Annotated in this window: 26 protein-coding genes and 1 pseudogene; 12 read left to right on the top strand and 15 right to left on the bottom strand. The window is 71.7% G+C overall.

Going from position 1 to position 26,774, the window contains the following annotated elements; all coding sequences use genetic code 11:
- Window positions 1–12: 12 nt before the first annotated feature.
- On the bottom strand, window positions 13–216 hold the full coding sequence (locus AB0I06_RS16855) for a hypothetical protein (RefSeq protein WP_363119558.1): 204 nt from the start codon (window positions 214–216) through the stop codon (window positions 13–15).
- A 162-nt stretch (window positions 217–378) separates the two neighbouring features.
- Here AB0I06_RS16855 and AB0I06_RS16850 point away from each other — a divergent pair, with 162 nt between their 5' ends.
- The 10 genes from AB0I06_RS16850 to AB0I06_RS16805 all read left to right on the top strand — a co-directional run bounded on the left by AB0I06_RS16850 (window position 379) and on the right by AB0I06_RS16805 (window position 10,673).
- A complete protein-coding gene (locus tag AB0I06_RS16850; RefSeq protein WP_363119557.1) occupies window positions 379–1,368 on the top strand; it encodes a magnesium and cobalt transport protein CorA in 990 nt (329 codons plus the stop codon).
- A gap of 597 nt (window positions 1,369–1,965) precedes the next feature.
- Complete coding sequence (locus AB0I06_RS16845; protein WP_363119556.1) at window positions 1,966–2,970, top strand: hypothetical protein; 1,005 nt, start codon at window positions 1,966–1,968, stop codon at window positions 2,968–2,970.
- A 361-nt stretch (window positions 2,971–3,331) separates the two neighbouring features.
- Window positions 3,332–4,990 carry an FAD-dependent monooxygenase gene (locus AB0I06_RS16840; RefSeq protein ID WP_363119555.1) on the top strand — a complete coding sequence of 553 codons (1,659 nt, stop codon included), beginning with the start codon at window positions 3,332–3,334 and terminating at the stop codon, window positions 4,988–4,990.
- A 378-nt stretch (window positions 4,991–5,368) separates the two neighbouring features.
- On the top strand, window positions 5,369–6,526 hold the full coding sequence (locus AB0I06_RS16835; RefSeq protein WP_363119554.1) for a SchA/CurD-like domain-containing protein: 1,158 nt from the start codon (window positions 5,369–5,371) through the stop codon (window positions 6,524–6,526).
- Window positions 6,527–6,595: 69 nt separating this feature from the next.
- Entirely contained in the window at window positions 6,596–7,039 is a 444-nt protein-coding gene (locus AB0I06_RS16830; protein ID WP_363119553.1) for a cupin domain-containing protein, read from the top strand.
- Window positions 7,036–8,304 (top strand): beta-ketoacyl-[acyl-carrier-protein] synthase family protein, encoded by a 1,269-nt coding sequence (locus AB0I06_RS16825; RefSeq protein WP_363119552.1) that lies wholly within the window; start codon window positions 7,036–7,038, stop codon window positions 8,302–8,304. Before AB0I06_RS16830 ends, AB0I06_RS16825 begins: the two co-directional genes overlap by 4 nt.
- Window positions 8,301–9,551, top strand: a complete 1,251-nt coding sequence (locus AB0I06_RS16820; RefSeq protein ID WP_363119551.1) for a ketosynthase chain-length factor — start codon at window positions 8,301–8,303, stop codon at window positions 9,549–9,551. The genes AB0I06_RS16825 and AB0I06_RS16820 overlap by 4 nt, the downstream gene beginning before the upstream one ends.
- A 35-nt stretch (window positions 9,552–9,586) precedes the next feature.
- Window positions 9,587–9,841 (top strand): phosphopantetheine-binding protein, encoded by a 255-nt coding sequence (locus AB0I06_RS16815; protein WP_363119550.1) that lies wholly within the window; start codon window positions 9,587–9,589, stop codon window positions 9,839–9,841.
- A 1-nt stretch (window position 9,842) separates the two neighbouring features.
- Window positions 9,843–10,322, top strand: coding sequence for an SRPBCC family protein (locus AB0I06_RS16810; RefSeq protein ID WP_363119549.1), 480 nt, complete (start codon window positions 9,843–9,845; stop codon window positions 10,320–10,322).
- 18 nt (window positions 10,323–10,340) lie between these two features.
- Window positions 10,341–10,673 (top strand): TcmI family type II polyketide cyclase, encoded by a 333-nt coding sequence (locus AB0I06_RS16805; RefSeq protein WP_363119548.1) that lies wholly within the window; start codon window positions 10,341–10,343, stop codon window positions 10,671–10,673.
- A gap of 111 nt (window positions 10,674–10,784) precedes the next feature.
- On the opposite strand, the gene AB0I06_RS16800 is transcribed toward AB0I06_RS16805, so the two are convergent.
- From AB0I06_RS16800 to AB0I06_RS16775, 6 genes are all read right to left on the bottom strand, one after another.
- Window positions 10,785–11,813: a methyltransferase gene (locus AB0I06_RS16800; protein WP_363119547.1), complete on the bottom strand. Its 1,029-nt coding sequence runs from the start codon at window positions 11,811–11,813 to the stop codon at window positions 10,785–10,787.
- A 99-nt stretch (window positions 11,814–11,912) separates the two neighbouring features.
- A complete protein-coding gene (locus AB0I06_RS16795; RefSeq protein WP_363119545.1) occupies window positions 11,913–13,016 on the bottom strand; it encodes a right-handed parallel beta-helix repeat-containing protein in 1,104 nt (367 codons plus the stop codon).
- Window positions 13,017–13,090: 74 nt separating this feature from the next.
- Window positions 13,091–13,546, bottom strand: coding sequence for a hypothetical protein (locus tag AB0I06_RS16790; protein WP_363119544.1), 456 nt, complete (start codon window positions 13,544–13,546; stop codon window positions 13,091–13,093).
- A gap of 267 nt (window positions 13,547–13,813) precedes the next feature.
- On the bottom strand, window positions 13,814–15,064 hold the full coding sequence (locus AB0I06_RS16785; RefSeq protein ID WP_363119543.1) for a serine hydrolase domain-containing protein: 1,251 nt from the start codon (window positions 15,062–15,064) through the stop codon (window positions 13,814–13,816).
- 133 nt (window positions 15,065–15,197) lie between these two features.
- Window positions 15,198–16,373 (bottom strand): spore photoproduct lyase family protein, encoded by a 1,176-nt coding sequence (locus AB0I06_RS16780; RefSeq protein ID WP_363119542.1) that lies wholly within the window; start codon window positions 16,371–16,373, stop codon window positions 15,198–15,200.
- Between the two features lie 145 nt (window positions 16,374–16,518).
- Window positions 16,519–17,676 carry an FAD-dependent monooxygenase gene (locus tag AB0I06_RS16775; RefSeq protein WP_363119744.1) on the bottom strand — a complete coding sequence of 386 codons (1,158 nt, stop codon included), beginning with the start codon at window positions 17,674–17,676 and terminating at the stop codon, window positions 16,519–16,521.
- 76 nt (window positions 17,677–17,752) lie between these two features.
- Here AB0I06_RS16775 and AB0I06_RS16770 point away from each other — a divergent pair, with 76 nt between their 5' ends.
- Window positions 17,753–18,310: a TetR family transcriptional regulator C-terminal domain-containing protein gene (locus tag AB0I06_RS16770; protein ID WP_363119541.1), complete on the top strand. Its 558-nt coding sequence runs from the start codon at window positions 17,753–17,755 to the stop codon at window positions 18,308–18,310.
- Here AB0I06_RS16770 and AB0I06_RS16765 read toward each other — a convergent pair.
- The 6 genes and pseudogenes from AB0I06_RS16765 to AB0I06_RS16740 form a co-directional block, all read right to left on the bottom strand.
- Window positions 18,308–18,436 (bottom strand): annotated as a pseudogene (locus AB0I06_RS16765) (HdeD family acid-resistance protein); the annotation flags it as partial. The gene AB0I06_RS16770 and the pseudogene AB0I06_RS16765 overlap by 3 nt on opposite strands.
- Window positions 18,437–18,472: 36 nt before the next feature.
- Window positions 18,473–18,670 carry a hypothetical protein gene (locus AB0I06_RS16760; RefSeq protein ID WP_363119540.1) on the bottom strand — a complete coding sequence of 66 codons (198 nt, stop codon included), beginning with the start codon at window positions 18,668–18,670 and terminating at the stop codon, window positions 18,473–18,475.
- A 129-nt stretch (window positions 18,671–18,799) separates the two neighbouring features.
- Entirely contained in the window at window positions 18,800–19,321 is a 522-nt protein-coding gene (locus AB0I06_RS16755) for a hypothetical protein (RefSeq protein ID WP_363119539.1), read from the bottom strand.
- A gap of 60 nt (window positions 19,322–19,381) precedes the next feature.
- Window positions 19,382–22,060 (bottom strand): LuxR C-terminal-related transcriptional regulator, encoded by a 2,679-nt coding sequence (locus AB0I06_RS16750; RefSeq protein WP_363119743.1) that lies wholly within the window; start codon window positions 22,058–22,060, stop codon window positions 19,382–19,384.
- A gap of 136 nt (window positions 22,061–22,196) precedes the next feature.
- Entirely contained in the window at window positions 22,197–23,051 is an 855-nt protein-coding gene (locus tag AB0I06_RS16745; protein ID WP_363119742.1) for a class II glutamine amidotransferase, read from the bottom strand.
- Between the two features lie 55 nt (window positions 23,052–23,106).
- A complete protein-coding gene (locus tag AB0I06_RS16740; RefSeq protein WP_363119538.1) occupies window positions 23,107–23,598 on the bottom strand; it encodes a hypothetical protein in 492 nt (163 codons plus the stop codon).
- A 371-nt stretch (window positions 23,599–23,969) separates the two neighbouring features.
- On the opposite strand from AB0I06_RS16740, the gene AB0I06_RS16735 reads away from it, so the two are divergent.
- On the top strand, window positions 23,970–24,263 hold the full coding sequence (locus tag AB0I06_RS16735; protein WP_363119537.1) for a WhiB family transcriptional regulator: 294 nt from the start codon (window positions 23,970–23,972) through the stop codon (window positions 24,261–24,263).
- 266 nt (window positions 24,264–24,529) lie between these two features.
- Here AB0I06_RS16735 and AB0I06_RS16730 read toward each other — a convergent pair whose 3' ends face one another.
- Entirely contained in the window at window positions 24,530–26,113 is a 1,584-nt protein-coding gene (locus tag AB0I06_RS16730) for a glycerol-3-phosphate dehydrogenase/oxidase (RefSeq protein ID WP_363119536.1), read from the bottom strand.
- Complete coding sequence (locus AB0I06_RS16725; RefSeq protein ID WP_363119535.1) at window positions 26,110–26,727, bottom strand: helix-turn-helix domain-containing protein; 618 nt, start codon at window positions 26,725–26,727, stop codon at window positions 26,110–26,112. Before AB0I06_RS16725 ends, AB0I06_RS16730 begins: the two co-directional genes overlap by 4 nt.
- Window positions 26,728–26,774 lie beyond the last annotated feature (47 nt).

Here is a 26,774-nt window from a genome sequence, read left to right as displayed (position 1 = left end):
GTGAGGGCTGCTTCAGGCCGCCTCACCGCGTCGCGCGGAATGCCGGGCCCGGCCGCGGCCGGTTCCGGCGGGGCCGGTGTTGTGGACCAGCCGCAGATGACGTTTGCGTGCGTGGCGGGCCGTCGACGGGCCGGCCGACAGGTGGTCCTCGACACGGTCCATGACGTACAGCAGTACACCTATGGCCGGCAGCAGCAGCACGGCGACAATGATCACGGCCCAGTTCCTCCCGGTCGGTCTCACCCGGGTGCCCCTCCTGGCTCCGCTCGCAACGGGTGGGTGTGAAGGTCCGGTGACCGTACGGTGCAGGGGGCGCGAGGCTCGCGGATCGGTGTACTGGGCGCGCATGGAACGCGGCTGCGGAAGCATCCGAGAGGGATGGAATGCGCGATCTACCGAGAGCGGACGGGCGAGTGCGAGCAGCTCGAGTTCCGGCCGCAGGACGAAGGATGCAAGGTCACCCTCGACCGCCTGGCCGAGCTGGAGCCGGACGAGTTCGCCTGGATCCGGCTGGACGAACCCGACCAGGATGAGGTGCAGCGGCTGGGGGACCACCTGAAGCTGCATCCCCTGGCGATCGAGGACGCCGTCCATGCGCACCAGCGACCGAAACAGGAGCGCTACGGCGATGTACTGGCGGTCGCGGTGAAGACACTGTGGTTCGTCGAGGAGAGCGCGGACGTGGAGACGGGCGAGGTGATGATCTTCGTCGGGCCGTCCTTCGCCCTCACGGTCCGGCACGGCGCACTCGACCCGACGGTGGAGGCGGCCGGCCGGCTTCAGGCCGCCCCGCGGATGGCGGGGCTCGGACCGGTGAGCGTCCTGCACGCGGTCACCGATGTGGTCGTCGACGCCTACGCCCGGGCCGCGGCCCAGGTGCGCACGGACCTCACCGATCTGGAGCGGTGCGTCTTCTCATCCGCCCGCGACGACCTGACGGAGCAGATCTACTCGCTCAAGCGGGAGGTGGTGGAGTTCCGCGACGCCGTCCAGCCCCTGGTTCCGGTGGTGCACGACTTCACCTCGCCCCGGGACGCCTGGCCGCGGGAGGTCGTGCCGTACTTCCGCGACATCGCCGACCACCTCAACCGCACCGACACCGAAGTACGCGCCCTGGACGACTTGCTCGCCTCGGTGCTGGACGCCCATCTGGCGAAGGTGAGCACCTGGCAGAACGACGACATGCGCCGCATCAGCGCGTGGGCGGCCATCCTGGCCATCCCCACCCTGGTCGCCGGGATCTACGGCATGAACTTCGCCGACATGCCCGAACTGGACTGGCGCTACGGCTATCCCTGCGCGCTGGCCGTCATGGCCGTCGGGGCCGGGCTGCTGTACCGGGCCTTCCGCCGCAACGGCTGGCTCTGACGCCGACGGTGTGCGGGGCGTGATCCCGGCGGAGGGTGTCGTCGGGAGGGGCAGCGGACCGGTGCCTCAATGGGATGGAAGGCTAGTCATCAGGTTAGGCCTTGCCTGCACATTTCTCCGTCCTCCCGTGACCTGGCATATTCGGACGGGTTGTGCTGATGTCACGGGAGCGTCGCGCCCCGGTGCCTTCACATGACTGTCCGGGAGTAATTGTGGGTAACGCTGCGGTTTGGGTGCTGATCGTCAGTGCGTCGGTGTGCGTCTTCGGCTCATTGTTCGTGGCCGATCCCCGCCGGGGGATGCACCGGGCTGACGTCACCGAGATGTTCCGGCGCCACCGCATGGTGGAAGTGCTGCGGGCCAACACCCGGCCGACCGGGCGTCACGGCCGCGCACGGTGAGGGACACCGCGCCCCGGCGCGGGACGGTTCAGCTCGCGGAACGTGCGGTACAACCCTGCGGGCGGGTGGTGAGTCTTCTGGATGATCACGTTGTGATCGGAGCTACGAGGAGACCATCATCAACCCCATACGCAAGACCCTGACCGCCACCGCCGTCGTCGGTGCAGTCCTCGCGGGCGCGGCTGCCTGCGGAACGGTGGAGCAGCTGTCCGCCGGCAAGAAGCTGGACCAAGCCTTCGAGAAGCTCGGCAAGAAGAAGACCCTCTCCTTCGAGCTCGATCTGAACACCGACGCCGCGTCCTTGAAGGCGCTGGACGCCAAGTCGGACCCCGCGCCCGGCGAGGAGATCCCGGACGAGGTGGCCGGACTGCTCAGCGACGCGAAGATCACGCTGACCGTGCAGTCGAGGAAGCCGCTCGACGAGTCCGGTGAGAAGGACCTCGTCGGCACGGCCATGAAGGTCAGCACCCCGGACGGTGACCTCGTCGAGTACCGGGTGCTCGGCGACTCCACCTACCTGCGTGCCGACGTGGACGCCATGAGCGAGATGATGGGAGCCCCTCTGCCCGGCGCCGACCAGCTGCCCCCGGAGGCCGGGGCGCTGAAGGACGTCATCGAGGGCAAGTGGGTGAAGTTCAGCACCAAGGAGATGGACAAGGTCGTCTCCGAGGGGCAGGAGGACGAGGGCGGCCCGGCGCCCGCGCCGTCCCTGGACGCCAAGACGCAGAAGAAGCTCGTGAAGGCGCTCCGCGAAGTCGTCGCCCGCGATGTGAAGTTCAAGACGGCCGGTGGCGGTGAGGGAACCGAGCACGTCACCGCCACCGCCCCCTTCCGCACGCTGATCACCGACCTGTTCGGTGAGATCCGCCCGCTGGTGAAGGACCTGCCGCTGGGCGTGGACCTGCCGACGGACAAGGACCTGAAGGAGGCTCCTCAGGCCAAGGTGACGGCGGACTTCACGCTCAAGAACGGCGAGCTGTCCCAAGTGGACCTGGACCTCGCCAAGTTGGCCGAGAGCGCCAAGGTCAAGAAGCTGGGCCTGACGCTCCGGCTGCGTGAGGGGGCCAAGCCCACCGCTCCGGCCGGCGCCACGACGCTGGACCTGAAGGACCTCATGAGCGGCTTCCTCGGCGGCCCGTCGCCGAGCGACAGCGAGTTCGACGCGAGCGGCCTCCCCGACGAGGACTTCCCGCTGGACTGAGTCCTGTCGTGTGGATCGCCCGGCTGTAAGGCCAGGCTCCTTTCGGCCGACCCGGCGCCGCGGTGATCCGAACGGACCATGTGAGTGAGGCCCCTGCCGGACCGTCGACGGTCCGGCAGGGGCCCCTTTGCCATGCCGCGCGGGGCGTTTGCCGACCGTCCAGCTCCGTTCGAGGGCCCCGGTTACGGTGTCGATGGCCACCACCCGGTTCTTTCAACCGGCGTCCCCGAGGGGACGAGCGGGGTCGCGGCGCGATGCAGGCGGGTGAAGCCTGAGCCGCTGTCATCTTCCCGGGGCATGCATGAGGATCTCCGCCGTATCCGGCTGGGTCGGCGGCATCGATGCGCTGGAGGCGAGAGTGATGAACGAACGAGCCGGACGGACGGGCCCCGACACCATCGACGTCCCGGTCCTCATCGTGGGCGGCTCCCTGGTCGGCCTGGCGACCTCGTTGTTCCTGGGACGGCTGGGAGTACCGCACATGCTGGTGGAGCGCCACGCAGGCACCTCCATCCACCCGCGAGGCCGCGGCAACAACGTCCGGACCATGGAACTGTTCCGGGTGGCGGGGGTCGAGAAGGCGATCCAGGAGGCGGCCGCCACCCTGGCCGTCAACCACGGCATCCTCCAGACGCCCACGCTGGTCGGCGACGCGGGCGAGTGGCTGTTCCGGGACATCGACCCGGGCGGCGGCCTGGCCCGCTTCAGTCCCAGTGCCTGGTGCCTGTGCAGCCAGAACGACCTCGAACCGGTCCTGCTCGACCATGCCCGCCGGCACGGGGGCGACCTGCGGTTCTCCACCGAGCTGATGTCCTTCGACAGCGACCCCGCCGGTGTCACCGCGGTGGTCAAGAGCCGCGAGACGGGGGAGCACACCACCATCCGTGCGCAGTATCTCGTCGCCGCGGACGGTCCGCGCAGCCCCGTGCGTGAGCAGCTCGGCATCGGGCAGAGCGGGCCCGGCGACCTGTTCCACAACGTCAGCCTCACCTTCCGCTCCCGCAAGCTCGCCGACGTGGTGGGCGACCGCCACTTCATCGTCTGCTACCTGACGAACCCGGAGGCGGACGGCGCCCTGCTGCCGGTGGACAACCGTGAGAACTGGGTCTTCCACGCCCCCTGGCACCCCGAGGACGGGCAGTCCCTGGACGAATTCACCGACGAGCGGTGCGCCGAGCACATCCGCCGGGCGGTCGGGGTCGACGACCTCGATGTGGAGATCACCGGCAAGGCGCCCTGGCACGCCGCGCAGCGGGTCGCCCGCAGCTACCGCGCCGGACGGGTGTTCCTGGCCGGTGACTCGGCCCACGAGATGTCCCCCACGGGCGCCTTCGGGTCCAACACCGGTATCCAGGACGCGCACAACCTCGCCTGGAAGCTGGCCGCCGTGCTCGACGGCTGGGCGGGGGAGGACCTGCTGGACACCTACGACGCGGAGCGCCGCCCCGTCGCCGAGGCCACCAGCGCGCGGGCCGCGGCCCGGTCGGCCGAGCACAGCCATCCCGGATTCGCCGCACCGCCCGCGGCGGGCGGCGGTGGCCCTCAGAAGGGCATCCTCAACGTGGCGCTCGGCTACCGCTACCCGCAGGGTGCCGTCGTCGGCGCCGATCCCGAGGTCCCGGTGGTGCCGGAGCGCCTGGACCTGACGGGCACCCCCGGCAGCCGGGCTCCCCACCTGTGGGTGCGCCGCGGGGACGAACGGATCTCGACGCTCGACCTCTACGAGCGGTCCCTGGTGCTGCTCAGTGACGCCGCTGAGCCGAACGAGTGGCACGAGGCCGCCCTCCGCCTCGCCGACAAGCTGGCCCTCCCGCTCAGGTCGTACCGGGTGGGCGCCGCAGCCGGTGCCGACCTGGTGCCGGAGGACGCCGTCGACTGGGCCGAGCGTCATGGCACGGGCCCCGGCGGCGCGGTGCTCGTCCGGCCCGACGGGTTCGTCGTATGGCGGTCGCAGGGGCCGGACGCGGACGCCGAAGCGGTGCTGCACCAGGTGCTGAGGACCGCGCTGGCCGTCGCCTGACCCCGGCGGGCCCCGACCGCGACATCGCCCCCGCGGCGAGGTCGTGCGAGGGGCCGGGGCGAGCCGGCCGGCACCGGTCGGCTCGCCCCGGCCGAGAGGGAGCCCCGAGGCGCGCGCCGCGATCGGTGTACGGCGAAAGCACCGGGTGAGCGGACGAACGCCGTCACCTGTGCGGGGGAGCGCGACCGGCAGGCCGGGATGGCACCGATCACCTTCCCCGTCTGCGGTCTTCTCGCCCCGGCCGCCCCGGGCCGTGTCACTCCCGTACGTCGTCCAAGTCGCGCGATGTGCCCGGGCGGCAACAAGATCGAGGAACGCTGACGTCGCATCCCTGCGACCGGCGCTCACTTTCCCCTCCGCGAAGGAGATGTGCGCAGGATGACCACCACGTCCGAACGGGTGGCAGGTTCGCGGGCGCGCCAGGCGTCGCACCATGTCTCCCAGTCCGTGTTCGACGGTTCCCGGCTCCGAGTCGTCCTCCTGGTCGACGTTCACGACGGCGCCCAGCAGGAGTTCCTCGAGGCATACGAACAGCTCTGCAACCAGGTCGCGTCGGTCCCCGGGCATGTCAGCGACCAGCTGTGCCAGTCCATCGAGAACCCCTCCCAGTGGCTCATCACCAGCGAGTGGGAGAGCGCCCCGCCGTTCCTCGCCTGGGTCAACAGCGAGGAGCACGTGCGGATGGTGGAGCCGCTGCACAGCTGTGTGCGCGACACCCGGTCGCTGCGCTTCCACGTCGTCCGCGAGACCGGCGGACCCGCGGCGTCCGCCGACCAGACCGACCGCCGGCTCCAGGCGGCGCCCCGGATCGGCGACGGGGTGATCCGGCACGCGCTCACCTTCACCGTCAAGCCGGGCAGCGAGGAGATCGTCGCCAAGATCCTCGCCGACTACGAGTCGCCCGAGCCGAAGGTCGACGACACCACCCGGCTGTGCCGCACCTCGCTGTTCATGCACGGCAACCGGGTGGTGCGGGCCGTCGAGGTGCGGGGCGACCTGCTGGCCGCGCTGCGTCACGTCGCCCGGCAGCCCGAGGTGCGGGCCGTCGAGGAGGCCATCAACCCCCACCTGGAACAGGACCGGGACCTGGGCGACCCAGAGTCCGCCCGGGTCTTCTTCACCAGGGCCGCGCTGCCGGCCGTCCACCACGTGACGGCGGGCCGGCAGGACGAGCAGGCCGAGCGGTACGCCCTGTACTACCCGGCGCGTCCGGAGCGCGGCATGCAGCTGGCCGAGCTGCTGGCCCACCGGGACGAGACGGCGGCGGACGACCCGCGCAGCCCCGTCCTGCGCAGCACGATCTTCCAGCGCGACGACGTCGTCGTACGGCTGATCGACGTCCGGGGCGGACTCGAGGACGCCGACCCCGGGCTTCTCCTCGGTCTGTCCGACTCGGCGCAGGTCACCGAGCTGACCACGCTCCTGGACGACACCGCGGACCTGGGCGCGCCCACGTCGAAGGACGGCAGCCTCGCACGCCTCCTCGACAAGGCGCGCATGGACCTCGTCACCGACCGCCGGTCGCCCGACGCCTGACTCGTCATCCGGTGGGAGAGGCGATGCACGCCTCTCCCACATGGGTTCAGCACCTCAACGGAGGAACGCGTGATCACATCTCGTCCCAACATCGTGAACCTGAGCGACGTCGAGCCCAACCGCCGGCGAGGCGGTGACCTGCGCGCCATGCTCACCCCGGCCACGGTCGGCTCCACCAGTGGGTTCATGGGCGTTGCCCTCATCGAGCCCGGTGACCGCATCGGCGAGCACTACCACCCGTACTCCGAGGAATTCGTGTACGTGGTGTGCGGGCAGCTCGAGGTGGACCTGGACGGAGAGCCGCACCCGCTCCAGCCCGAGCAGGGGCTGCTGATCCCCGTCAACATGCGCCACCGCTTCCGCAACGTCGGCAAGGTGCAGGCCCGCATGGTCTTCCACCTCGGCCCCCTTGCCCCCAGCCCGCCGCTGGGCCACGTCGACACCGAGGAGACCGGCGCCGAGTCCGCGGTGGTGGGGGCGGAGGCGGCCGACCTTCGTCAGGTCCGGTCATGACCAGACGCGTGGCGGTCACCGGCATAGGCATCGTCGCTCCCGGCGGCATAGGCATCCCGGCCTTCTGGAACCTCCTGGCGGCCGGGCGCACGGCGACCCGTGCCATCACCTTCTTCGACCCGTCCGGTCTGCGTTCGCGGATCGCCGCCGAGTGCGACTTCGACCCGGCGGCCCACGGCCTGGACGCACGGGACGTGGAACGGTGCGACCGCTACATCCAGTTCGCCCTGGTCGCGGGGGACGAAGCGGTGCGGGACGCCGGTCTCGACCTCGGCGCCGAGGACCCCTGGCGCGTCGGTGTCTCGCTGGGCACCGCGGTCGGCGGCACCACCCGGCTGGAGCACGACTACGTCCTGGTCAGCCACGGCGGGCAGCGCTGGGACGTGGACCACCGCGAGGCGGGCCCGCACCTGCACCGCGCCTTCACGCCGGCCACCCTCGCCTCGACGGTGGCGGAGCGGTTCGGGGCGCGCGGTCCGGTGCAGACCGTCTCCACGGGCTGCACGTCCGGGCTCGACGCGGTCGGGTACGCCTTCCACACCGTGCAGGAGGGCCGGGCCGACGTCTGCATCGCCGGCGCCTCGGACTCGCCGATCTCCCCCATCACCATGGCCTGCTTCGACGCGATCAAGGCGACCTCCTCGAACAACGACGACCCCGCCCACGCCTCGCGTCCCTTCGACGCGGACCGCGACGGATTCGTCATGGGCGAGGGCGGTGCCGTGCTCGTGCTGGAGGAACTCGAGCACGCCCGGGCCCGCGGCGCCCAGGTGTACTGCGAGATCGGCGGCTACGCCACGTTCGGCAACGCCTACCACATGACCGGTCTCACCAGCGAGGGCGTGGAGATGGCCCGCGCCATCGAGGACGCCCTCGACCACGCACGGCTCGACCCCACCGCGATCGACTACGTCAACGCACACGGCTCGGGCACCAAGCAGAACGACCGCCATGAGACCGCCGCGGTGAAACGGGTGCTGGGCAGCCACGCCTACAAGACCCCCATGAGTTCCATCAAGTCGATGGTGGGCCACTCCCTGGGCGCCATCGGGGCGATCGAACTCGTCGCCTGCGTGCTGGCCCTGACCCACCAGGTGGTACCGCCGACCGCGAACTACGAGACCCCGGACCCCGAGTGCGACCTGGACTACGTCCCGCGCGTCGCCCGTGAGCGCAAGCTCGACAGCGTGCTCTCGGTGGGCAGCGGATTCGGCGGCTTCCAGTCCGCGGTGGTCATGAACCGGCCGAGGGAGAAGACACGATGAGCGAACCTCGCCCACGGCGCGCGGCCATCACGGGAATCGGTGTGATCGCGCCCAACGGAGCCGGCACCGAGACCTTCTGGAAGTCCACCAGGGAAGGCATCAGCGTCCTGGACCGGGTCACGCGGGAGGGCTGTGAGCACCTCCCGCTGCGGGTGGCCGGCCAGGTGCGCGACTTCGACCCGTCGGCGGCGATCGAGGAACGCTTCCTCGTCCAGACCGACCGGTTCACCCACTTCGCGATGGGCGCGGCCGACCTCGCGCTGGACGACGCCCGGCTGCACCGGACCGAGACCGACGGCGCGCCGTTCTCCGTGGGCGTGGTCACCGCGGCCGGCTCCGGCGGCGGCGAGTTCGGGCAGCGCGAGCTCCAGCAACTGTGGGGCAAGGGCAGCCGTTTCGTCGGCCCGTACCAGTCCATCGCCTGGTTCTACGCCGCCAGCACCGGCCAGATCTCCATCCGCCGCGGCTTCAAGGGTCCCTGCTCCGTCGTCGCCGCTGACGAGGCAGGTGGCCTGGACGCCCTCGCCCATGCGGCACGGGCCGTCCGGCGCGGCACCGACGTGATCGTGGCCGGGGCGACCGAGGCGCCGATCGCGCCGTACTCGGTGGTCTGCCAACTCGGCTACGAGGAACTCAGCACGGTCGACGACCCGACCCGCGCCTACCGCCCGTTCACGTCCGCGGCCTGCGGGTTCGTGCCCGCGGAAGGCGGCGCCATGGTCGTCGTGGAAGCGGAGGGCACGGCCCGGGAGCGGGGCGCGCGCGTGCGGGCCCACCTGGCCGGGCACGCGGCGACCTTCACCGGGGCCGGCCGCTGGGAGGAGTCCCGGGAAGGGCTCGCCCAGGCCGTCCGCGGGGCTCTGGCCGAGGCGAACTGCGCCCCCGAGGAGATCGACGTGGTCTTCGCCGACGCCCTCGGCGTACCGGCGGCGGACCGCGCCGAGGCCCTGGCCATCGCCGATGCCCTGGGCGCCCACGGCACCCGGGTGCCCGTCACCGCGCCGAAGACCGGGATCGGCCGGGGCTATTGCGCGGCGCCGCTGATGGACGCGGCGGCGGCGGTGCTGGCGATGGAGGACGGGCTCATCCCGCCCACCCCCAACGTCTTCGACATCTGCCACGACCTCGACCTCGTCACCGGCCGGGCCCGTACCGCCGAGGTACGCACGGCCCTCGTTCTGAGCCGGGGGCTCATGGGGTCGAACTCGGCGCTGGTGCTGCGGCACGGCGCCACCGACGCCTCGTAGCGGGGCGTTGCGAAGCAGGAGAGAAAGGGAACGGCATGACTGACCGCATCACCGTGGAAGAGCTGGCCGAACTGATGAAGAAGTGTGCCGGTGCCACCGTCACACCGGAGGAACTCCGCCGCGACGGAGCGGTCTTCGAATCGATGGGCGTCGACTCGCTGGGCCTGCTGGGCATCGTGGGCGAACTGGAGAACCGCTACGGCACCCCCATGCCGCCGGACGCCGAACGCTCCAAGTCGCCCCGGCAGTTCCTCGACCTCGTCAACAGTGCCCTCATGGCAGGAGCGTGACATGGCGGGACACACGCAGAACGAGATCACCATCGCGGCACCCCTGGACCTCGTCTGGGAGGTGACCAACGACCTGGAGAACTGGCCGCGGTTGTTCAGCGAGTACGCCTCCGTCGAGATCCTCTCCCGCGAGGGCGCAAGGACGACCTTCCGGCTGACCATGCACCCGGACGACAACGGCACCGTGTGGAGCTGGGTCTCCGAGCGCGAGCCGGACCGTGACACGCTCACCGTCAAGGCCCGCCGGGTCGAGACGGGTCCCTTCGCCCACATGGACATCCACTGGCGGTACGAGGAGGTACCGGCCGGCACGCGGATGGTCTGGACGCAGGACTTCGCGATGAAGCCGGACGCGCCCGTCGACGACGAGTGGATGACGGACAACATCAACCGCAACTCGAAGGTGCAGATGGGCCTGATCCGCGACCGCATCGAGAAGATCGCCGCGGAACGCGGTGCGAGTGCCGGTCTGACCGACTGAGCCGGACGGAGAACCCCCATGCACCAAGCCCTGATCGTCGCCCGGATGGCCCCGGGATCGGCACCCGACATCGCCAAGGTGTTCGAGGAGTCCGACCGCGGGGAGCTGCCGCACCTGGTCGGCGTGACCCGGCGCAGCCTCTTCCAGTTCGGCGATGTCTACATGCACCTGATCGAGGCCGAGCGCGAGCCCGGGCCGGCCATCGCCCGCATCACCGGCCATCCCGAGTTCCGGGACGTCAGCGAGCGGCTGTCCGCGTACGTCAGCGCGTACGACCCGGACACCTGGCGTTCCCCGAAGGACGCCATGGCGCAGCGCTTCTACCTCTGGGAGCGCGACGCGGCCGGCTGATCACCGCCGGCCTTCGACGGTCGCCGGGTCCGCAGCGTCGCGGACCCGGCGACCGTCGTTGTCCGCCCCGGCGGGAGCCCCGGGATCACCGGGTCCCGCCGGGGCGGCGGTTCAGCCGGGGATGTGGCAGTCGAACGCGTGCAGATAGGGGTTGACCGGACTGATGTCGTCGATGATCAGGCCGGCTCCGGTGAGGCGGTCCCGCATGCTCCGGGTGGTGTGCTTCGCGCCGCCCACGTTGAGGAGCAGCAGCAGGTCCATCGCGGTGCTGAACCGCATCGAGGGCGAGTCGTCGACGAGGTTCTCGATGACCACCACCCGGGCCCCGGGGCCGCCGGCCTCGCGGACGTTGCGCAGCGTGCGGGTGGTGCTCTCGTCGTCCCATTCCAGGATGTTCTTGATGACGTAGACGTCAGCCTTCACCGGTACGGCCGTGCGGACGTCGCCCGGCACCACGTCGGCGCGGTCCGCGAGGTCCCCGCCCGCGCGCAGTCGCGGCACGGCGTTCTCCACCACCCGGGGAAGGTCGAGCAGCGTCCCGCGCATCTCGGGGTACTTGTCCAGCAGGCTCGCCACCACGTGCCCCTGGCCGCCCCCGATGTCGGCGACCGACGCGCACCCCGTGAGGTCGAGGAACTGCGCGACGTCGCGCGCCGACTGCACGCTGGAGGTCGTCATGGCGCGGTTGAAGACGTCCGCCGACTCCGGGGCGTCCTCGTTGAGGTAGGGGAAGAACTCCTTGCCGTACAGGTCCTCCACCACGTTGCGTCCGGTGCGCACGGCCTCGTCGAGCTTGGGCCAGACGTCCCAGGTCCACGGCTCGGTGCACCACAGCGTGATGGCGCGCAGGCTGTTGGGGTCGTCCTCGCGCAGCAGCCGGGAGACGTCCGTGTGCGCGAACGTCCCGTCCGGGTGCTCGGTGAAGACGCCGTAGCAGGACAGGGCCCGAAGAAGCCGTCGCAGCGGGCCTGGTTCGGTCTTCACCGTGGCCGCGATGTCCTCCACGGCCATGGGGTCGTCACCGAGGGCGTCGGGGACGCCGAGCCGGGCGGCCGCGCGCAGGGCGGCGGCACACGCCGCCCCGAATGCGAGTTCCCGCAGCCGCATGGACGGAGGTGGAGCGGGCTGAGTGGTCGTCATGTGCCGCCTTCCTGTGGGGTTCCAGCAGGGTGATGTACAGCTCGGGGGGCCCTGGACAGCCGTGGGGCCCCCGGGTTCGCGAGGCTCTGCGGTGTGCGGTCAGCACAGTCCGGCGGGCTTGGACGACAGGCAGGAGTTGCCCTGGAACGTGTTGCCCTTGCCGGGGTCCGTGTTGACCAGGTCCGCCGGGGAGTTGCCGCTCAGCAGGTTGTCGCTGATCCGGTTGCGCTCGCTGGTCGTGCCGACGAAGCTCTTGAAGACGACGATGCCGCCCGAGAGCGGGGAGTTGCCGCTGTTGTCCCTGATCACGTTGTGGGTGATCAGGTTGTCCTCGGTGCCCGTCAGGACGATGCCCGACCCCTGGAGGGCGTCCAGCCGGGCGGTCTTCGGACAGGACTTGTTGTTGCGCTCGATGCGGTTGTCGCGCACGGTCACGAGGCCGGCCTTCGGCTTGTTCTCGTCGCCGACGACGAAGACCCCCGCGCAGTTGCCGGTGAGCTGGTTGCCCGCGACGGTCAGGTTGCGCAGCCGGCGGACGGTGACGCCGATCCGGTTGCCTTCCAGCCGGTTGCCCACCACCACCGTGCCCCCGGTGTCCGTGGCCCCTTCCTCCTCCGTCACCGTGTTGGCGAGGAAGAGACCCGCGTCGCCGTTGTCCCGGGCCGTGTTGCCGCGGAACACACCGCGGTCCGAACGCTCCGTGGCGATCCCCCACACGCCGTTGCCGACCGCGGTGACGTTGCGCACGGTCAGCCCGTCGGCCTCCCGGGCGTATACGCCGGTCTTGCCGAAGCCGGTCACCGTCAGGGAAGCGACGGTGACGCCGTCGACGGCGTGGTCCTTCGTGCCCGTGACGCAGATGCCGTTGCCGGCGGCGGCACAACTGCCCGCGGCCTTCGCGACGCCCGACCGGCTGCCGGCGGCCGAGGCGGCGGTGGCGGTGTTCGCCCGCGGTACGAGCACCGTGCCGTGGCCCATGCCACGCAGGGTGAGTCCGGGCGTGGTCACGTCGACGCTTCCGTGGTGGGTGCCGTAGGCCAGCAGCACGGTGTCGCCCGGCCGGGCGCTGTCCACCGCCTTCTGGATCGATTCCCCCGGCTTCACCAGATGGAGCGTGTGGGCGGCGCTCGACGGGGCCGCCCCGAGGCTCGTCCCGAGCAGCGCCGCCGTGCACGCCAGATACGCGATATGGCATTTGTTCATACCGCGCAGGTTATGTCCATAAAGGCCCGAAAATGGTGAGATGCGCCATCCGGCGGCGTGGCCCTGCGGACACGTCACCCCGGCGGTGGGGAGTCGGGCCGAGCCGTGTGGTCGGGGTGCCCGCCGGTGCGCCGTTCCTCCTTGAGTTCGGCCTCGTACAGGTGGTCCCTGCCGTCGGCCAGTTCCTGGCGCGCCTGCCGTTCCGCGGCTTTGAACGGCTCGTAGTACGTGGCGTTGTAGGCCTCGACGATCTGGAACGTCCAGTGGCCCGGAATGACGTTGCGGCCGATGACGTCGCGCCGGATCCGTTCCGCCCACTCGGGGTGCCCGGCTTCCCGCATCAGCCTGGTCGCACGGTCCAGCTCGAAGTCGGCCCCGCCCGTCAGCTGGTGGAAGGCGTAGAGGTGACCTCGCGCGCGCTCGGTCGTCTCCAGGGCCTTGGACAGGGCGCCCAGGGCCTGGACGGTGGTGTCGGTCATGCCGGGTGGGCGGCGATGGGCCGCGTCGGGTCCGTCGTGGTGATCACTCATGTAGGACTGCATGCCCGGTCGGCGCGTGCTCGGATCGCCGTCATTCGGGCGGTGCGCACCCGTGCGCCGGACACCGGCCGCCCAGGGGGTGCATCCGGCACACGGAGTCGCGTCGAAGAGGGAACAAGGGTTCGGGACGGCGTCCCGTTCGAGTGCCCGCCGCACGAGGGATACGGGAGGCGGCGCATTCCCGGGCCCCCTCGCGCGGCGGCGCCGGGGGCCCGGTCCGAGGCGCGTCCCGGCACGCGCCGGCGACGCCGGTCCGCCTCAGCGGCGCCGGCCGCCCAGCAGGGTGCACACCGCGTTCTCCTCGATCGTGCGCAGCCGCTCCAGCAGACCGGGGTTGAGTGTCTTGTTCACCTGCGTGGTGAGCGAGAAGGTGAGGGACGCGCGGCCGTCGGGGGTCGCGGCGATCAGCTGGGTGTAGCCCGGGAAGTTGCCGGTGTGTCCGAGCACGACCCCGCAGCGGGTCTCGTAGCGGAAGATGCCGAGCCCCGCCTTGTTGCGGCCGGGGCCGGCCGGTTCGGAGGCTCCCTCGACCCAGCGGCGCTGCTCACGCAGCACCTCCGGCGAGGTCAGGCGTCCGGAGGCGTAGGCACGCACGAAGCGCGTCAGGTCCGCCGGAGTGGAGACGATTCCGCCCGAGGCCCACACGCCGGACGCGCTGAGCACCTCACTGACGTCCTCCGGCGGCCGGGGCGGCTCGACGACGTAACCGTGCATGTACGGCTCGGGCATCTCGTAGCCCAGTGGGAGGCTGGTGTCGCGCAGTTCGAGCGGCCGGAAGACGATCCGCTCCAGCAGCTCCTCGTACGGCCTGCCGGTCGCGGCCTCCGCAATCAGCGCGACGGCGATGTTGTCGGAGTTGGAGTACCGGTACCGGGAGCCGGGGCGGAAGCGCAGCGGTTCGTCCGCGACGAAGTCCAGCAGGCGGCGTGGGTCGAAGGTGCGGCGCGGGTCCGACTGCAGCAGCTCCGCGAACTCGGGGTCCTCGGTGTAGTCGGGCAGACCGCTGGTGTGGTTCAGCATCTGCCGCAGGGTGACCGACCGCCAGGCGCGCGGCAACTGCGGCAGGGTGCTGCCGATGGTGCTGTCGAGGCCGAGCGCGCCTTCCTGGACCAGACGCAGAGCCACGGCGCCGCTGAACGCCTTGGCGGTACTGGCGATCCGCATGTGGTCGGTCGGTTCGATGGGGCGGCCCGTCTCCAGGTCGGCGACACCGGCGCGCAGGACACGCGGGGCGCCGTCCCGGCGCAGCACGACGATCACGCCCGGAGGCCCTCCGGGCGTGGTGACGAGCTCTTCGAGCTGCTCTTGCAAGGCGCGTTCACCACCGCCGGAGCGGGTGCCGTGGCCGGCGAAGCCACCGTCGGTGGAACTCGCCGCCGGGGCGAGGAGCAGGCCACCGAGGAAGGAGGCGCCGAGCAGGGCGACGACGGACAGGCGCCGCAGGCGGGCGCGAGGATCGGCACCGGTACGGACACGGGTGCGCGGGCGGGGGAGGGCAGTGTTCGGCATGGAGGTCCCGGGAGGATCGGAGGGCTTGAGCACCTCAGCATCGGCCGGGACCATGCGCACGCGCTCGGCGAGCTTGCTCTGTCCGGCCGTGCGGCGTCCCCCACGGGCGGGGGCCTGTCAGCCCTTACGGCGCTCAGAAGGCGTAACGCACGCGCAGCCACGGCGCGTGGCGCTCGATGAGGGTGCGCAGGCCCTGCACCGCCTCCCTCTTGACGGTGTTGCGGTAGCGGAGGTTCATGGCGCCGTTCTCGGACCGCTTGGCCTGCTGGAGTTCCGGTCGCCACAGGACCTCCTCGGCCCGGGGGTGCCAGCCGAGGTTGACGTCATGGAGCTCCCGGTTGTGGGTCAGCATGATCACCTCTGCGGCGGCCTGCTGTTTCACCCGCCGGGGCAGCACGTCGTCGAGGTGGATCAGCAGCTCGGCCCAGGCTTCCTCCCAGCCCGGGCGGATGACCACGGGGGAGAGGTTGAAGTGGACCTCGTACCCGGCGTCCAGGAAGTCCGCCGCGGCGCCGATGCGCTCGGCGACCGGCGAGGTGCGCACATCGAGCAGCCGGGCGTCGTCCGGCGGCATCAGCGAGAAGCGGATGCGGGTGCGGCCACGCGGGTCGAGGGCCAGCAGGTCGGGGTTGACGAACTTGGTGGCGAAGGACGCCTTGGCGGTGGGCCACTGGCGGAAGGCGTGCACCAGATCCGCGGTGTTGTCGCAGATCAGCGCGTCCACCGAACAGTCGCCGTTCTCCCCGATGTCGTACACCCACGCCCGGTCGTCGCACTGGTTCGGCTCGGGCTTGGGCCCCTGCCGCGCCACGTGCCGGGCGAGATGGGCGATCACGCGGTCGATGTTGGTGAAGACGGTGATGGGGTTGGCGTACCCCTTGCGCCGGGGCACGTAGCAGTAGGCGCAGGCCATGGCGCAGCCGTTGGAGGTGCCGGGTGCGATCCAGTCGGCCGACCGGCCGTTGGGGCGTGTGGTGAGGGTCTTCTTCTCGCCCAGTACCAGCGTCTCTCCCTTGATCCGCACCCAGCGCTCGATGTTGCCCTCGTTGCCGTGCAGCCCGGGGACGCGCCAGTGGGACTCCACCGTCGTCATCCGGGCGTCGGGGAACCGGGCGCTGATCTGCCGCCCGCGCGGGGACGCGGCCGCCGCGGGCTCGGCGTAGATCTCCCGCACGGGCAGCAGCCTGCGGGCCGCGGCCGAGGTGCGGAAGGAGGGCCGGTGGTCGGCCGGGGCGGGGGCAGGAGTGAGGGCGTCGAGCCCGAACAGAGCGCCGGAGTCGTCGTCCGGGCCGCCGGACGGGTGGTGCATGGGTGCTCCCGTGCGGTTCGGGGCGGAGGGACGAGGCAGGTCCCCGTCACTTAACTGTACGGGGCACACATCGTCGGCGCGCCCTGCCCGAGTCGCGGGACGGCCGGGCGCGACCAGCCGCCGGGAGCGTGCGGAGCCGCGCTGCTCAGCCGAGGTGCGGCGGGCTCCACTCGTGATGCCGGAGGATCATGCGCACGGCGGCGCGGGAGGGCGTCAGCCGCATCGCCGTGTTGCGCAGGGTGACGGGCACCGGGTGGGCGAGCCGGTGACCCAGTCGTCCGGCCTGCCGGGCGGCGCGTGCGACGGCTTGACTGCGGGGCCGGCGCTCGGCGTCGTACCGCGCGAGGGCGGCTTCCGTGGAGGGCGCGGAGGCGAGCGCGGCGGCCAGCGAGACCGCGTCCTCCAGTGCCTGGCAGGCCCCCTGTCCCAGGTTCGGGGTCATCGCGTGCGCCGCGTCGCCGAGCAGCGCGATCCGGCCGACCGCGTACGAGGGGAGTGGTGGGCGCAGTTCGTTGACGTCGTGGTGCAGTACGGCCTCCGCCTGGGTCGCGCCGAGCAGGGCGGGGATCGGGTCGTGCCAGTGGCGAAACCGCCGGCGCAGTTCGGCCAGGGGGTCGCAGAACCGCGTTCCGGCCGGAAGGGTCAGGACCGCGTGCCACTCGGCGCGCCCGTCCCGGAAGGCGATGTGCCCGAACTCGGCGCCGCGCCCCCAGGTCAGCTCGAAGTCGGTATCCAGGTCGACTGCCTGTTCCGTCACGGCGCGCAGAACGGTCGAGCCGCTGTACACCGGGCCGGGATGGGAGGGGAAGAGGCGCTCGCGGACCTTGCTGCCGATGCCGTCGGCCGCCACCACCAAGCCGGCCTCCAGGATCGTTTCGCCGCAGCCGACGTGAACCACTCCGGGCCCGACCTGCCGGACCCACCCGGCCTCGGAGCCGATCAGCAGGGTCTCGGCGGGCAGGGCCTCGCGCAGCAGCCGGTGCAAGGTGGCGCGGGGTATGCCCATGATGGGCGTGCCGACCGCCTTCTCCAGGGCCGCGCCGTCCATCCGGGCCAGCCAACCGCCCCGCGGTGTGCGGGTGCCGCCGCTGTACTGGCCCCGTGACGCCTCGCGCACCGCCTTGCCGACGCCGAGCGCGTCCAGTGCTCGCAGGCCGTTGGCCGCCAGCGAGATGCCGGCCCCCACGTCGTCGAGCACGGACGCGCGCTCGACGACCGTCACCTGCCAGCCGACGCGGCGCAGACCGATGGCGGCGGCCAGCCCGCCGATGCCTCCTCCGACGATCACCGCTGTGTCGCCCATCACGAGCCCCCACTTCTCCTTCTACATCTGTAGAAGGCCGACCCTATCCGAAGCTCTACAGGTGTAGAAAGGAACCATGGCTACCGAACGGCGCACCCTCCTCGCGGACGCGGCTCTCGACGTACTCGCCGACGAAGGGATCCGCGGCCTGACCCACCGCGCGGTGGACCGCCGGGCCGCGATGCCGCCCGGTACCACCTCGGCCTACTTCCGCACCCGCGCCGCGCTGCTCACCGCGCTCGTCACGCGCCTGGTCCAACTCGACCAGCGGGAACTGCACACGACGGCCGAGCGGCTCCCGCCCCTGAGCACCTCCGAGGACCTGGTGAACGGCCTGGCGCTGCTGGTACGACAGCGGCTCACCGGCGAGGGCCGCCGCCGCTCACTGGCCCGCTACGCCTGCGCCGTCGAGAGCGTGCGCGACCCGGAACTGCGGGAGATCCTCACCCCCCGCGAGAACGCCGGGCGCGCAGCCGTCCGCTCGTTCCTCGCCGAGCGCGGCGTCACGGACGTCGAGAGCCGCACGCACACGCTGCTGTCCTGCGTCGACGGGCTGGTCTTCGACCGGCTCGTGAGCGGGGGCGAGGTGCCGCGCGAGGCGCTCGAAGGCCTGGTGGCGACGGCCCTGCGTTAGGCGGAGCGGCCGGGTCAGGGCCCGGGCCGACTCCGACGGCAGGGCGAGCACCACGATCCCCGCGATGACGGCAAGCACCGCGCTGCCCAGGACGACGCCGCGGCGCAGGTCCTTGGTGACGACGGCCGCGGAGGAACCCCCCGTCGGAACGGCGCTCATGGATCATTCCGGTACCGGCCGCATCTCCACGACGCGCAGTCCGAGCGACTGGCAGCGGGCCAGCAGCCCGTACAGGTGCGCTTCGTCCACGACAGGGCCGAACAGGACCGTCTGACCGGCCATCACCACATGGCCCAGCTCCGGAAACGCTTCGGCCAGAGTCTCCGACAGGCGTCCCTCGACGCGGATCTCGTAGCGCACGAACTTGTCCTCCCACGGCTGACCGGGACAGGCGGACGGCGCCCTCACCGCCATCGTCCGCCTCCGTGCCGGTCCGAACCTCACCCGGAGCAGGTGACCCCGGTGACCCCCTCCATGACGGACGCCGGATCAGTGCTTCAGCACGATCTTGAAGGCGATGATGAGCAGGCCGAGCAGCAGGTTGACCGAAGCGGTGACGGCCATGAGTCGCGGCGAGGCACCGGCGCGGCGGGCCGCCGCCAGAGACCAGCCGACCTGGCCGGCCACGGCGACACACAGAGCCAGCCAGCCGGCCCCTCGCAGATCCAGCCCCAGGAGCGGGCTGACGGCCACCGCGACGGCCGGTGGGACGGCGGCCTTGACGATGGGCCACTCGTCACGGCACACGTGCAGGACGAGGTGGCGGTCCGGAGTCTGCTGCGCCAGACGTGCCCCGAACAGCTGGGCATGGACGTGCGCGATCCAGAACACCACTCCCGTGAGCAGCAACAGCACCACCAGCTCGGTGCGGGGGAACGAGCCCAGGGTGCCGGCGCCGATCACCACGGAGGCGGCCAGCATGGAACCGTAGACGCCGCCCGTGTAGTCCGCCGTGGCGCGTCGTTCCGCCCGGCGCTTTCTGCGGCTCGCCGTGGCGGTGGTCTTGGACATGATCGGCTCCATGTGCCTCAGGGAGTCGGGGCGTTCGCTCCGGCCGGAGCGTCAGCGGCCTCACAGCATGCGAAGGGCACGCGCGCGGCGTACCGCTTCGCTTCGCCGGTTCACCGCCAGCTTTCTGTAGACGCTCTTGAGATGGGTCTTCACGGTGTTCACCGACAGGTACAGATCGGCGGCGATCTCCTCCGTCGACATCATCCGGGCGACGCGCTCCAAGACGTCGTGTTCGCGTGCGCTCAGCTCCCCGATCACGAGTGGAGCGGCCGGCGACGGTGGTCCGGGCCGGGCGCCGTGGTGCGAAGCGGTGGGCGTCAGCCAACCCGCCGCGAGCTCGTGCAGTGAAGCCGAGGCCAGATGAGGCCGGATCCACGCCCCCGCGTCCAGGAACGGACGCCGCAGCCGCTCGCGCCGGGCGTCGAGGAGCGCCCGTGCCAGAAGCTTGCGGGCAGCCGCCGTGTCTCCCGCCGCGTCGGCGGCCCGCGCCCTCACCAGCGCCGCCCGCACGGTGACGGCGGGGCCGGTCCGTTCCTCGGCATGGACGCTGTCGAGCAGCGCGAAAGCCGCCGCGGTACGCCGTGCGGCCAACTGGATCGAAGCGGCCTCCACGGCACATACAGGCTGGTCGCCGGAGATCGCCCGGAGCACCTCGGCCGCCTGGTCCGGCCGTCCCCGGGCCAGGTGGGCGGCCGAGGTGACGAGCGCTTCCTGACTCGTCGCCCACGGCGAGGGCACGGCGGCCGGAACGGCCGGGTCCGCCGCCTCCACCGCGGCCCGGATCTTCCCTCTGGCCATCAGGAGGCGAGCCGCGGCGTGGGCCCGGCCCGCCGCCACCACCGGATCGCGCGTGGCGAAGGGGAGATCGGCCGTGGCGTCTAGGAGGGTTTCGGCCCGGTCGAGTTCATCGCGGTCGACCGCCACCGCCGCCAGGACCAGCCGTCCGATGTCCGAGCCGGACGGCCGGGGCGGACCGGTCCGATCCGCCTCGGGCACCGCCGCCAGTGCCTTGCGCTCCGCGCGGCCGGGCCAGCCGTCGAGGTAGTCGAGCAGAGCCAGGTGTCCCAGTGCCTCCTTGCGGGGCGCCTCGGAGGACGCCCCGACGGGAGCCGCGGCCACGGTGGTCAGGACGGTGCGCGCGTCCTCGAAACGCCCGGCCCACAGGAGTGTGGAGCCCACGTGGGTCAACAGGAGGGCGGTGAGTTCGGGATGCCTGTCCAGCAGGTGGGCCGGTACTTCCTGCCGTAGTACCGCGGCTGATTCGGCGGCCCGCTCCACCTGTGGGGGACTCCCGGTCAGCCGGGCGGCCGTGGCCTCCAGCAGCGCGCAGCTCAGCCGGGCGGCCGCCAGGTCGCGGGTGTCGTCGGCGAGCTGCTCCTCGGCGTGGCGCAGGCTGGCCAGGCCATGGTCCAGGTCGTGGCGGGACAGGTCGCGGGCGGCACGCACGAGGTCCGTGGCCGGGCTTGTCGCCTCGGGGCCCATACGGGAGAACAACCGCGCCAGGTCGTGCGCGTCGGGGCCGGTGAAGAGCCGCCCGATCGCGAGGTCGCCGACGAGGGCGTCGGCGGCGAGGTCCCAGTCGTCCGCGGCCGCGGAGTGGGCGAGTGTCTCCGGCAGGTGGCCGTGACGACGCAGCCATCGCGCGGCCCGCCGGTGGAGTTCCGGCTCCAGCCCGGGCAGGCGGACGCGCAGGTGTGCCCGCAGTATTTCCCTGAACAGCGGGTGGAGCTGGTAGGACGAGTGCCCGAGACGTTCGATGAACGCGTTGTCGCGGTGCAGGCGGGCGAGGATGGGCTCGGCATCGACGCGGCAGGTCAGTGCGTTGGCCAGATCGGGACAGAACCGCTCCAGCACACTGACGCGCAGCAGAAGGTCCTGCGTCTGTCGCGACCGCCCCTTGAGGACCTCGGCCAGCAGGAAGTCCGCGACCGAGCTGCGGTCGGCTTCGAACTCCTTCAGATAGAGCTCGGGGTCGGGGGTCTCCCTGGCGGCCAGGGCGGACAGGCTCAGACCCGCGGCCCAGCCCCGCGTGCGTTCGACCAGGTTCCGCACCGCCTGGAGCGGAACATCCACACCGTGCAGATCCAGCAGTGCGCCGGCCTCTTCGGGGGTGAAGGCCAGTTCGGCGGAGCGGATCTCCGTCAGTTCGCCGACCGCCCGGTAGCGGTGCAACGGCAGCAGTGGTTCGGTACGGGTGACCAGCACGAGGCGCAGTCCCCGGCCGGCGTTGCGCAGGATGAACTCCAACTGCTCCGCGACCTTCGTGTCGGCCACGCGGTCGTACTCGTCGAGCACGAGGAGCACGGGCCGGTCGCGGTCGTTCAGCTCGGCGGCGAGTGCCGACAGCAGCCTGTGGCTGACCCTGGAGGCCTGGGCGGGTGTCCCGACCGCTTCGGACAGCGGAGCACCACAGGTGCGCAGGGCTTGCAGGACATACGCCCAGAACATGCCGGGGCGGCGGTCTCCGCTGCTGAACGAGAGCCAGGCGACCGGCGGGCTCACCCCGGAGACCCAGTCGGCGGCCAGCAGGGTCTTGCCCGCTCCGGCCGGACCGTTGAGCAGCGTCAACGGTGTCTTGCGGGCCTGGTCGAGGTGATCGACGAGCCGCTGACGCCGCAGATACGTGCGAGGTCTCGCGGGCGGAGCGAACCTGGCACGCAGAAACGGATCGCCCAGCGGATCGGTGTGCGGCAGGGCCACGCCGAGGGGAATCGCCGATCCTTGAGCGTTCTCATGGATTTCCGCCACGGCGCTCCTCACCCCTGTCCGTCAGGTCCACGTCACGGGCAGCGCTTCCTCCCTCAGCATCCCAGCCCTCCTGGCCATGCGCGCGACAGACCGGGCCTCGGCCCGCTGACCTGCGTCGGAAGGCGGATCAGAGGCGGGCCGAACCTGGTGGGGCGTCGGGACGGAACGTGTGGAGCACATCATGGCCCGGCTGGATGACGCCGTAGGTGCCTTCCGGGACTTCGTTCCAGGCGCCGGGGAGATCGCCCAGGGGCTCGGAGACGACGAGACGGGTCTCGTCGGAGATGTCCTGCAGAAACTCGGCGTCCGGGTGCAGCGCGCGCAGCGTTTCCACCCTCGTGCTGAAGTACAGGGATCGCGCACGGCCCCCGCTGGCGTAGCGGAAGGCCCAGACGCGCTCGCCGTCGGCCACGGCGACGGTCATCTGGAGCGGGTGCTGGACGCCGTGGGCCCGGCCCGTGCTTTCGATCATCCCCACCATGCGTGCCACCGCACCGGGCGGATCCTCCTCCAGACCGTACGTGAGCGCCAGATAGAACATGAGCTCGGAGTCGGTGGAACCCTCGATGTCGGCGTAGAGCGCCGGTTCGACGGCCATCGCCAGGTCACGCCGCATGAGCCGGAAGTCCTTGATCATGCCGTTGTGCATCCACAGTCGGCGCCCGTGGCGGAAGGGGTGGCAGTTGGACTGCTGCACGGCCGTACCTGTCGCCGCCCTGATGTGGGCGAAGAACAGACCCGAGCGGACGTGGTGCGCGACCTCCCGGAGATTGCGGTTGTTCCACGCCGGGTCCACGTCCCGGACGACACCCGGGGTGGCGACCGTGTCCGGGGCGTACCAGCCGATGCCGAAGCCGTCCCCGTTGGTGGTCTCCACTCCCAGGCGTGAGTGCAGACTCTGGTCGATCAACGAGTGCGCCGGATCGAACAGCACCCGGCTCAGCAGGACGGGCGTACCCGAGTAGGCGATCCAGCGGCACATCTCCGCCTCCGCTGCTGTTGTGTGGTGCATGGTCGTGGAAGGTCCGGTCGTGCGCTCAGCCAGGAGGACGAGGCGAGGCCGTGGGGCGGTACACCTCGTCGCGTTCGCGCCAAGCGCCTTCCTCCGACGGCTCGAGGAGGTTCTCGCGCGGCACCACGCACAGGGCCCAGATGATGAAGCCCGACAGCGCGATCATGATGATCGACCAGACCGGGTACTGAGGCAGGGAAAGGAAGTTGGCGACGATGACGAGCCCCGCGATGGCCACGCCGACGACGCGGGCCCACATCGCCGTCCTGAGCAGCCCGAGACTCACGATCACGGCGAGCACACCCAGGGCGAGGTGGATCCAGCCCCAGCCGGTCAGGTCGTACTCGAACACGTAGTTGCGGGTCGTGACGAAGATGTCGTCCTCGGCGATGGCCATGATGCCGCGGAAGATGTCGAGCAGGCCGACCAGGAAGAGCATCACTGCCGCGAAGGCGGTCAGGCCGGTGGCCCATTCGTTCCGCGCCCGATGTGATGGTTGGGTGTGTGTCGCGCTCATGTGCGCCTCGTTTTCGATGCGGAGCCTGGACGTTCCACGGCGAAGGCTCCTCCAGGGAACGGTTTCGTGTCCGCACCAGCGTGCGCACGGCTAACGCCGGGTGGCTTCACCCGGCGCGGGTGAGTGCGCGACGGTCGAGGGAGAACGTGAGCGTCCTGGACCGCCGAGGACTGACGGACGCGGCCTGGTGGTACGCAGCCGGTGCCGGCCGCTGCGAGGTGTCGAAGCCCCGTGGGCGTCACGGCTTGGACTGACCGTTCCCTCGTGCCCGGCCGTCTGCTTACAGTGGACGGTGCGACCCCTGCCGGGCCTGCGGTGCCGTGGTGCCGCAGCCACCTGCCGGCCTGGTCGGCAGCAAGCAGAGGTGTGCCATGCCGTGTGACCGTCCTTTCTCCCACGCCGGAGCCGACCGGCCGAACGCCGCGCGCGCGTGGCTGCGCGAGGCCGCCTGCGTGGGTGTGGACCCCGAGCTCTTCTTCCCGCTGGTCGAGCGGGACGGTGATCCCCAGGTCACCGAAGCCCTCGCCGTGTGCCGCTGCTGCCCGGTCCTGCTTCCCTGCCGCGTCTGGGCCATCGAGCAGGGGGAGGACGCGGGCATCTGGGGCGCCACGACCGCCGCGCAGCGCCGGGCCATCCGCCGGGCCATGCTGGCCGGGGGGCCGTAGCGGGAGGGTCGACGCAGCACAGTCAGCCACCGACTCGGGCCGTCAGGCGGCTCCAGCTCGTGGCCGATGGTGCCCGGGCCGCCCGACGGCTCCTCCGGTGGTCCATCGGCTCCGGCTCGTGGCCGATCACAGGCCCAGGCCGCCCGACGGCTTCACTCGCAGCCGATCACCGCCTCGGGCCCGGTGGCGTCGGCGTCGCAGCCGATCACCGCCCCGGGCCGACGGCTTCAGCTCCGCAGCCGATCACCAGCCCCGCCCCGACGACCTCAGCCCCGCGCGCCGAGCGTCTCCCCGACCAGCCCGCGTACAACCTCCAGCGCCTCGGCCCGGTCCGCCGGGACCAGTCCGATGCGTGTGCGCCGGTCGAGCAGGTCCGCCTCGTCCAGGGCGCCCTCGTGCCGCAGGGCCCAGAGCACTTCGGCGCCGGTGACGGGGTGGCCCGGGACGACGGGCTCGCCCAGTCGTGGGTCCCGGACGGCCAGGGCGTGCACCGCCGGTGCCTCGGTGCCGTAGCGCTGGACGAGGCGGCGGGGCGCCCGCAGCCCGGCCAGGGTCCGGGGGGCCGCGGCGCCCACCAGCGGGAGCCTGGCCGTGGGGGAGGGGCCGACGGCCAGTCCGCGGGCGCCGACCGCGGCGTCCACGGCGTCCTCGGCCATCCGGCGGTACGTGGTCAGCTTGCCGCCGACCACGCTGACCACGCCCTCCGGTGAGGTCAGTACCGCGTGCCGGCGTGAGATGTCGGCCGTGCGCGAGGCCGCGCCGGGCTGCGCCCCCGCAGTGGTGTCCAGCAGGGGGCGCAGCCCGGCGAACGCGCCGACCACGTCCCCTCGGTGGACGGGCACGTCGAGGACGGAGCCGAGGACGTCCAGCAGGAAGCCGATGTCGGTCTCCGGGACGTCGGGCACGTCGGGGACGGGCCCGTCGAGGGGCTCGTCGGTGAGCCCGACGTAGACACGGCCGTCGTCCTGGGGCAGGACGAGGACGAAGCGGTTGGTCTCGCCGGGGATGGGGATGTGCAGGCCGGCGGGGAGCGGGCCGATGTGCTCCGAGCGCAGGACGAGGTGGGTGCCGCGGGAGGGCCGGATGCGGATGCCGTCCACGAGGTCTCCGGCCCACACCCCGGACGCGTTGATCACCGCCCGGGCCCGGATCTCGCCTTCCTCGCCGGTGAGTTCGTCGCGTACGCGGGCGCCGGACCCCGCGAGTTCCAGGGCGCGCGTCCGGGTCAGGACGCGGGCGCCGTGCGCGGCGGCGGTGCGGGCGAGGGCGGTGACGAGACGGGCGTCGTCGGTGAGCCGTCCGTCCCAGGACAGCAGGCCGCCGCGCAGTCCCTGAGGGCGCAGCGCGGGGGCCAGGTGCCGGGTCTCGACGGGGGAGAGCCGGCGCGGGCCCGGCAGGGTGGCGCGGGCCGTGCGGGCCGAGAGCCGAAGGGCGTCGCCGGCCCGGAAACCGGCCCAGGCCAGCGCGGCCTGCCCGCGCGAGACCAGTCCGGTCAAGGGGAGGACGAACGGCTGGGGGCGCACCAGGTGGGGAGCCGTCCGCTCCATCAGCACACCGCGTTCGACGGCACTCTCATGGGCGACGTCGAACTGCGCCGAGGCCAGGTAGCGCAGCCCGCCGTGGATCAGCTTGGAACTCCAGCGCGAAGTGCCGAAGGCCAGGTCGTGGGCGTCGACGGCGACGACGTCGAGGCCGCGTGCGGCGGCGTCGAGGGCCGCCCCCGCACCGGTCGCGCCGAGGCCGACGACCAGCACGTCCACCACGCGGCCGTCGGTCGCTTCGGACAGCTCACTGATGCGCCGGGCAGCGGACAGGGCGGCCCCGTCGGCCGGGACGGTGGTCTGGCTCATGGGGTGAGGGTCCTCTCCAGGACGGTGCGCAGTTCGGCGAGAAACGCCGCGGTGGTGAGCTCTTCGTCGTCCTCGTCGGTCATGGTGCGCAGGGACAGGGCGAAGGACTGAAGGATCAGCAGCACCGTCCGCGCCTGGCGTTCGGCGGGGGCCTCGCGCACCGAACCGTCCGCGTGCCCCTCACGCAGTGCCCCGGCGAGCAGCTCCAGGAGGGCTTCCTGGCTGGCGCCGCGCCGGTCCAGCACGTAGGGCAGGAGCAGTTCGGGGTCCACGTCGACGATCTTCTGGAAGAGCGGGTGGGCGCGGAAGGCCGTCACGCCCGCGACCAGGCCGTCGATCAGCGGGGGACGTGTGCCCGGTTCCGGCCGGCTCTCCGGCATGGCTCCCATGGCGACCGCGATCCATTCGCGCGTCATCAGGTCACCGACGAGGGAGCGGACGTCGGGCCAGCGCCGGTAGAGCGTCATGCGGGAGACGCCCGCGCGGCGGGCGACGTCGGTCATGGTCGTCCGGCGCACCCCGACCGCGAGGACGCAGTCGCGGACGGCGTCGAGCACCACATCGCTGTCGGAGGACTTCTGCTGGGCCGAGGCGTTGTGACGATTAGGCGTCATGTGTAACAGTGTAACGGCCAGAGCCGCTCCAGCGGCAACCCCGACGA

The organism is Streptomyces sp. NPDC050674 (assembly GCF_040654575.1).
GTDB lineage: Bacteria > Actinomycetota > Actinomycetes > Streptomycetales > Streptomycetaceae > Streptomyces.
The sequence above is the reverse complement of the archived record's forward strand: the minus strand, read 5'-3'. Positions and strand labels throughout refer to the sequence as shown.

Bases quoted from the DNA above. Each gene is read 5' to 3' on its own strand.
- AB0I06_RS16850 (WP_363119557.1), top strand. From the start codon at position 379: ATGGAATGCGCGATCTACCGAGAGCGGACGGGCGAGTGCGAGCAGCTC.
- AB0I06_RS16840 (WP_363119555.1), top strand. From the start codon at position 3,332: ATGAACGAACGAGCCGGACGGACGGGCCCCGACACCATCGACGTCCCG.
- AB0I06_RS16835 (WP_363119554.1), top strand. From the start codon at position 5,369: ATGACCACCACGTCCGAACGGGTGGCAGGTTCGCGGGCGCGCCAGGCG.
- AB0I06_RS16825 (WP_363119552.1), top strand. From the start codon at position 7,036: ATGACCAGACGCGTGGCGGTCACCGGCATAGGCATCGTCGCTCCCGGC.
- AB0I06_RS16820 (WP_363119551.1), top strand. From the start codon at position 8,301: ATGAGCGAACCTCGCCCACGGCGCGCGGCCATCACGGGAATCGGTGTG.
- AB0I06_RS16815 (WP_363119550.1), top strand. From the start codon at position 9,587: ATGACTGACCGCATCACCGTGGAAGAGCTGGCCGAACTGATGAAGAAG.
- AB0I06_RS16810 (WP_363119549.1), top strand. From the start codon at position 9,843: ATGGCGGGACACACGCAGAACGAGATCACCATCGCGGCACCCCTGGAC.
- AB0I06_RS16805 (WP_363119548.1), top strand. From the start codon at position 10,341: ATGCACCAAGCCCTGATCGTCGCCCGGATGGCCCCGGGATCGGCACCC.
- AB0I06_RS16800 (WP_363119547.1), bottom strand. From the start codon at position 11,813: ATGACGACCACTCAGCCCGCTCCACCTCCGTCCATGCGGCTGCGGGAA.
- AB0I06_RS16795 (WP_363119545.1), bottom strand. From the start codon at position 13,016: ATGAACAAATGCCATATCGCGTATCTGGCGTGCACGGCGGCGCTGCTC.
- AB0I06_RS16790 (WP_363119544.1), bottom strand. From the start codon at position 13,546: ATGAGTGATCACCACGACGGACCCGACGCGGCCCATCGCCGCCCACCC.
- AB0I06_RS16785 (WP_363119543.1), bottom strand. From the start codon at position 15,064: ATGCCGAACACTGCCCTCCCCCGCCCGCGCACCCGTGTCCGTACCGGT.
- AB0I06_RS16780 (WP_363119542.1), bottom strand. From the start codon at position 16,373: ATGCACCACCCGTCCGGCGGCCCGGACGACGACTCCGGCGCTCTGTTC.
- AB0I06_RS16775 (WP_363119744.1), bottom strand. From the start codon at position 17,676: ATGGGCGACACAGCGGTGATCGTCGGAGGAGGCATCGGCGGGCTGGCC.
- AB0I06_RS16770 (WP_363119541.1), top strand. From the start codon at position 17,753: ATGGCTACCGAACGGCGCACCCTCCTCGCGGACGCGGCTCTCGACGTA.
- AB0I06_RS16755 (WP_363119539.1), bottom strand. From the start codon at position 19,321: ATGTCCAAGACCACCGCCACGGCGAGCCGCAGAAAGCGCCGGGCGGAA.
- AB0I06_RS16745 (WP_363119742.1), bottom strand. From the start codon at position 23,051: ATGTGCCGCTGGATCGCCTACTCGGGTACGCCCGTCCTGCTGAGCCGG.
- AB0I06_RS16740 (WP_363119538.1), bottom strand. From the start codon at position 23,598: ATGAGCGCGACACACACCCAACCATCACATCGGGCGCGGAACGAATGG.
- AB0I06_RS16735 (WP_363119537.1), top strand. From the start codon at position 23,970: ATGCCGTGTGACCGTCCTTTCTCCCACGCCGGAGCCGACCGGCCGAAC.
- AB0I06_RS16730 (WP_363119536.1), bottom strand. From the start codon at position 26,113: ATGAGCCAGACCACCGTCCCGGCCGACGGGGCCGCCCTGTCCGCTGCC.
- AB0I06_RS16725 (WP_363119535.1), bottom strand. From the start codon at position 26,727: ATGACGCCTAATCGTCACAACGCCTCGGCCCAGCAGAAGTCCTCCGAC.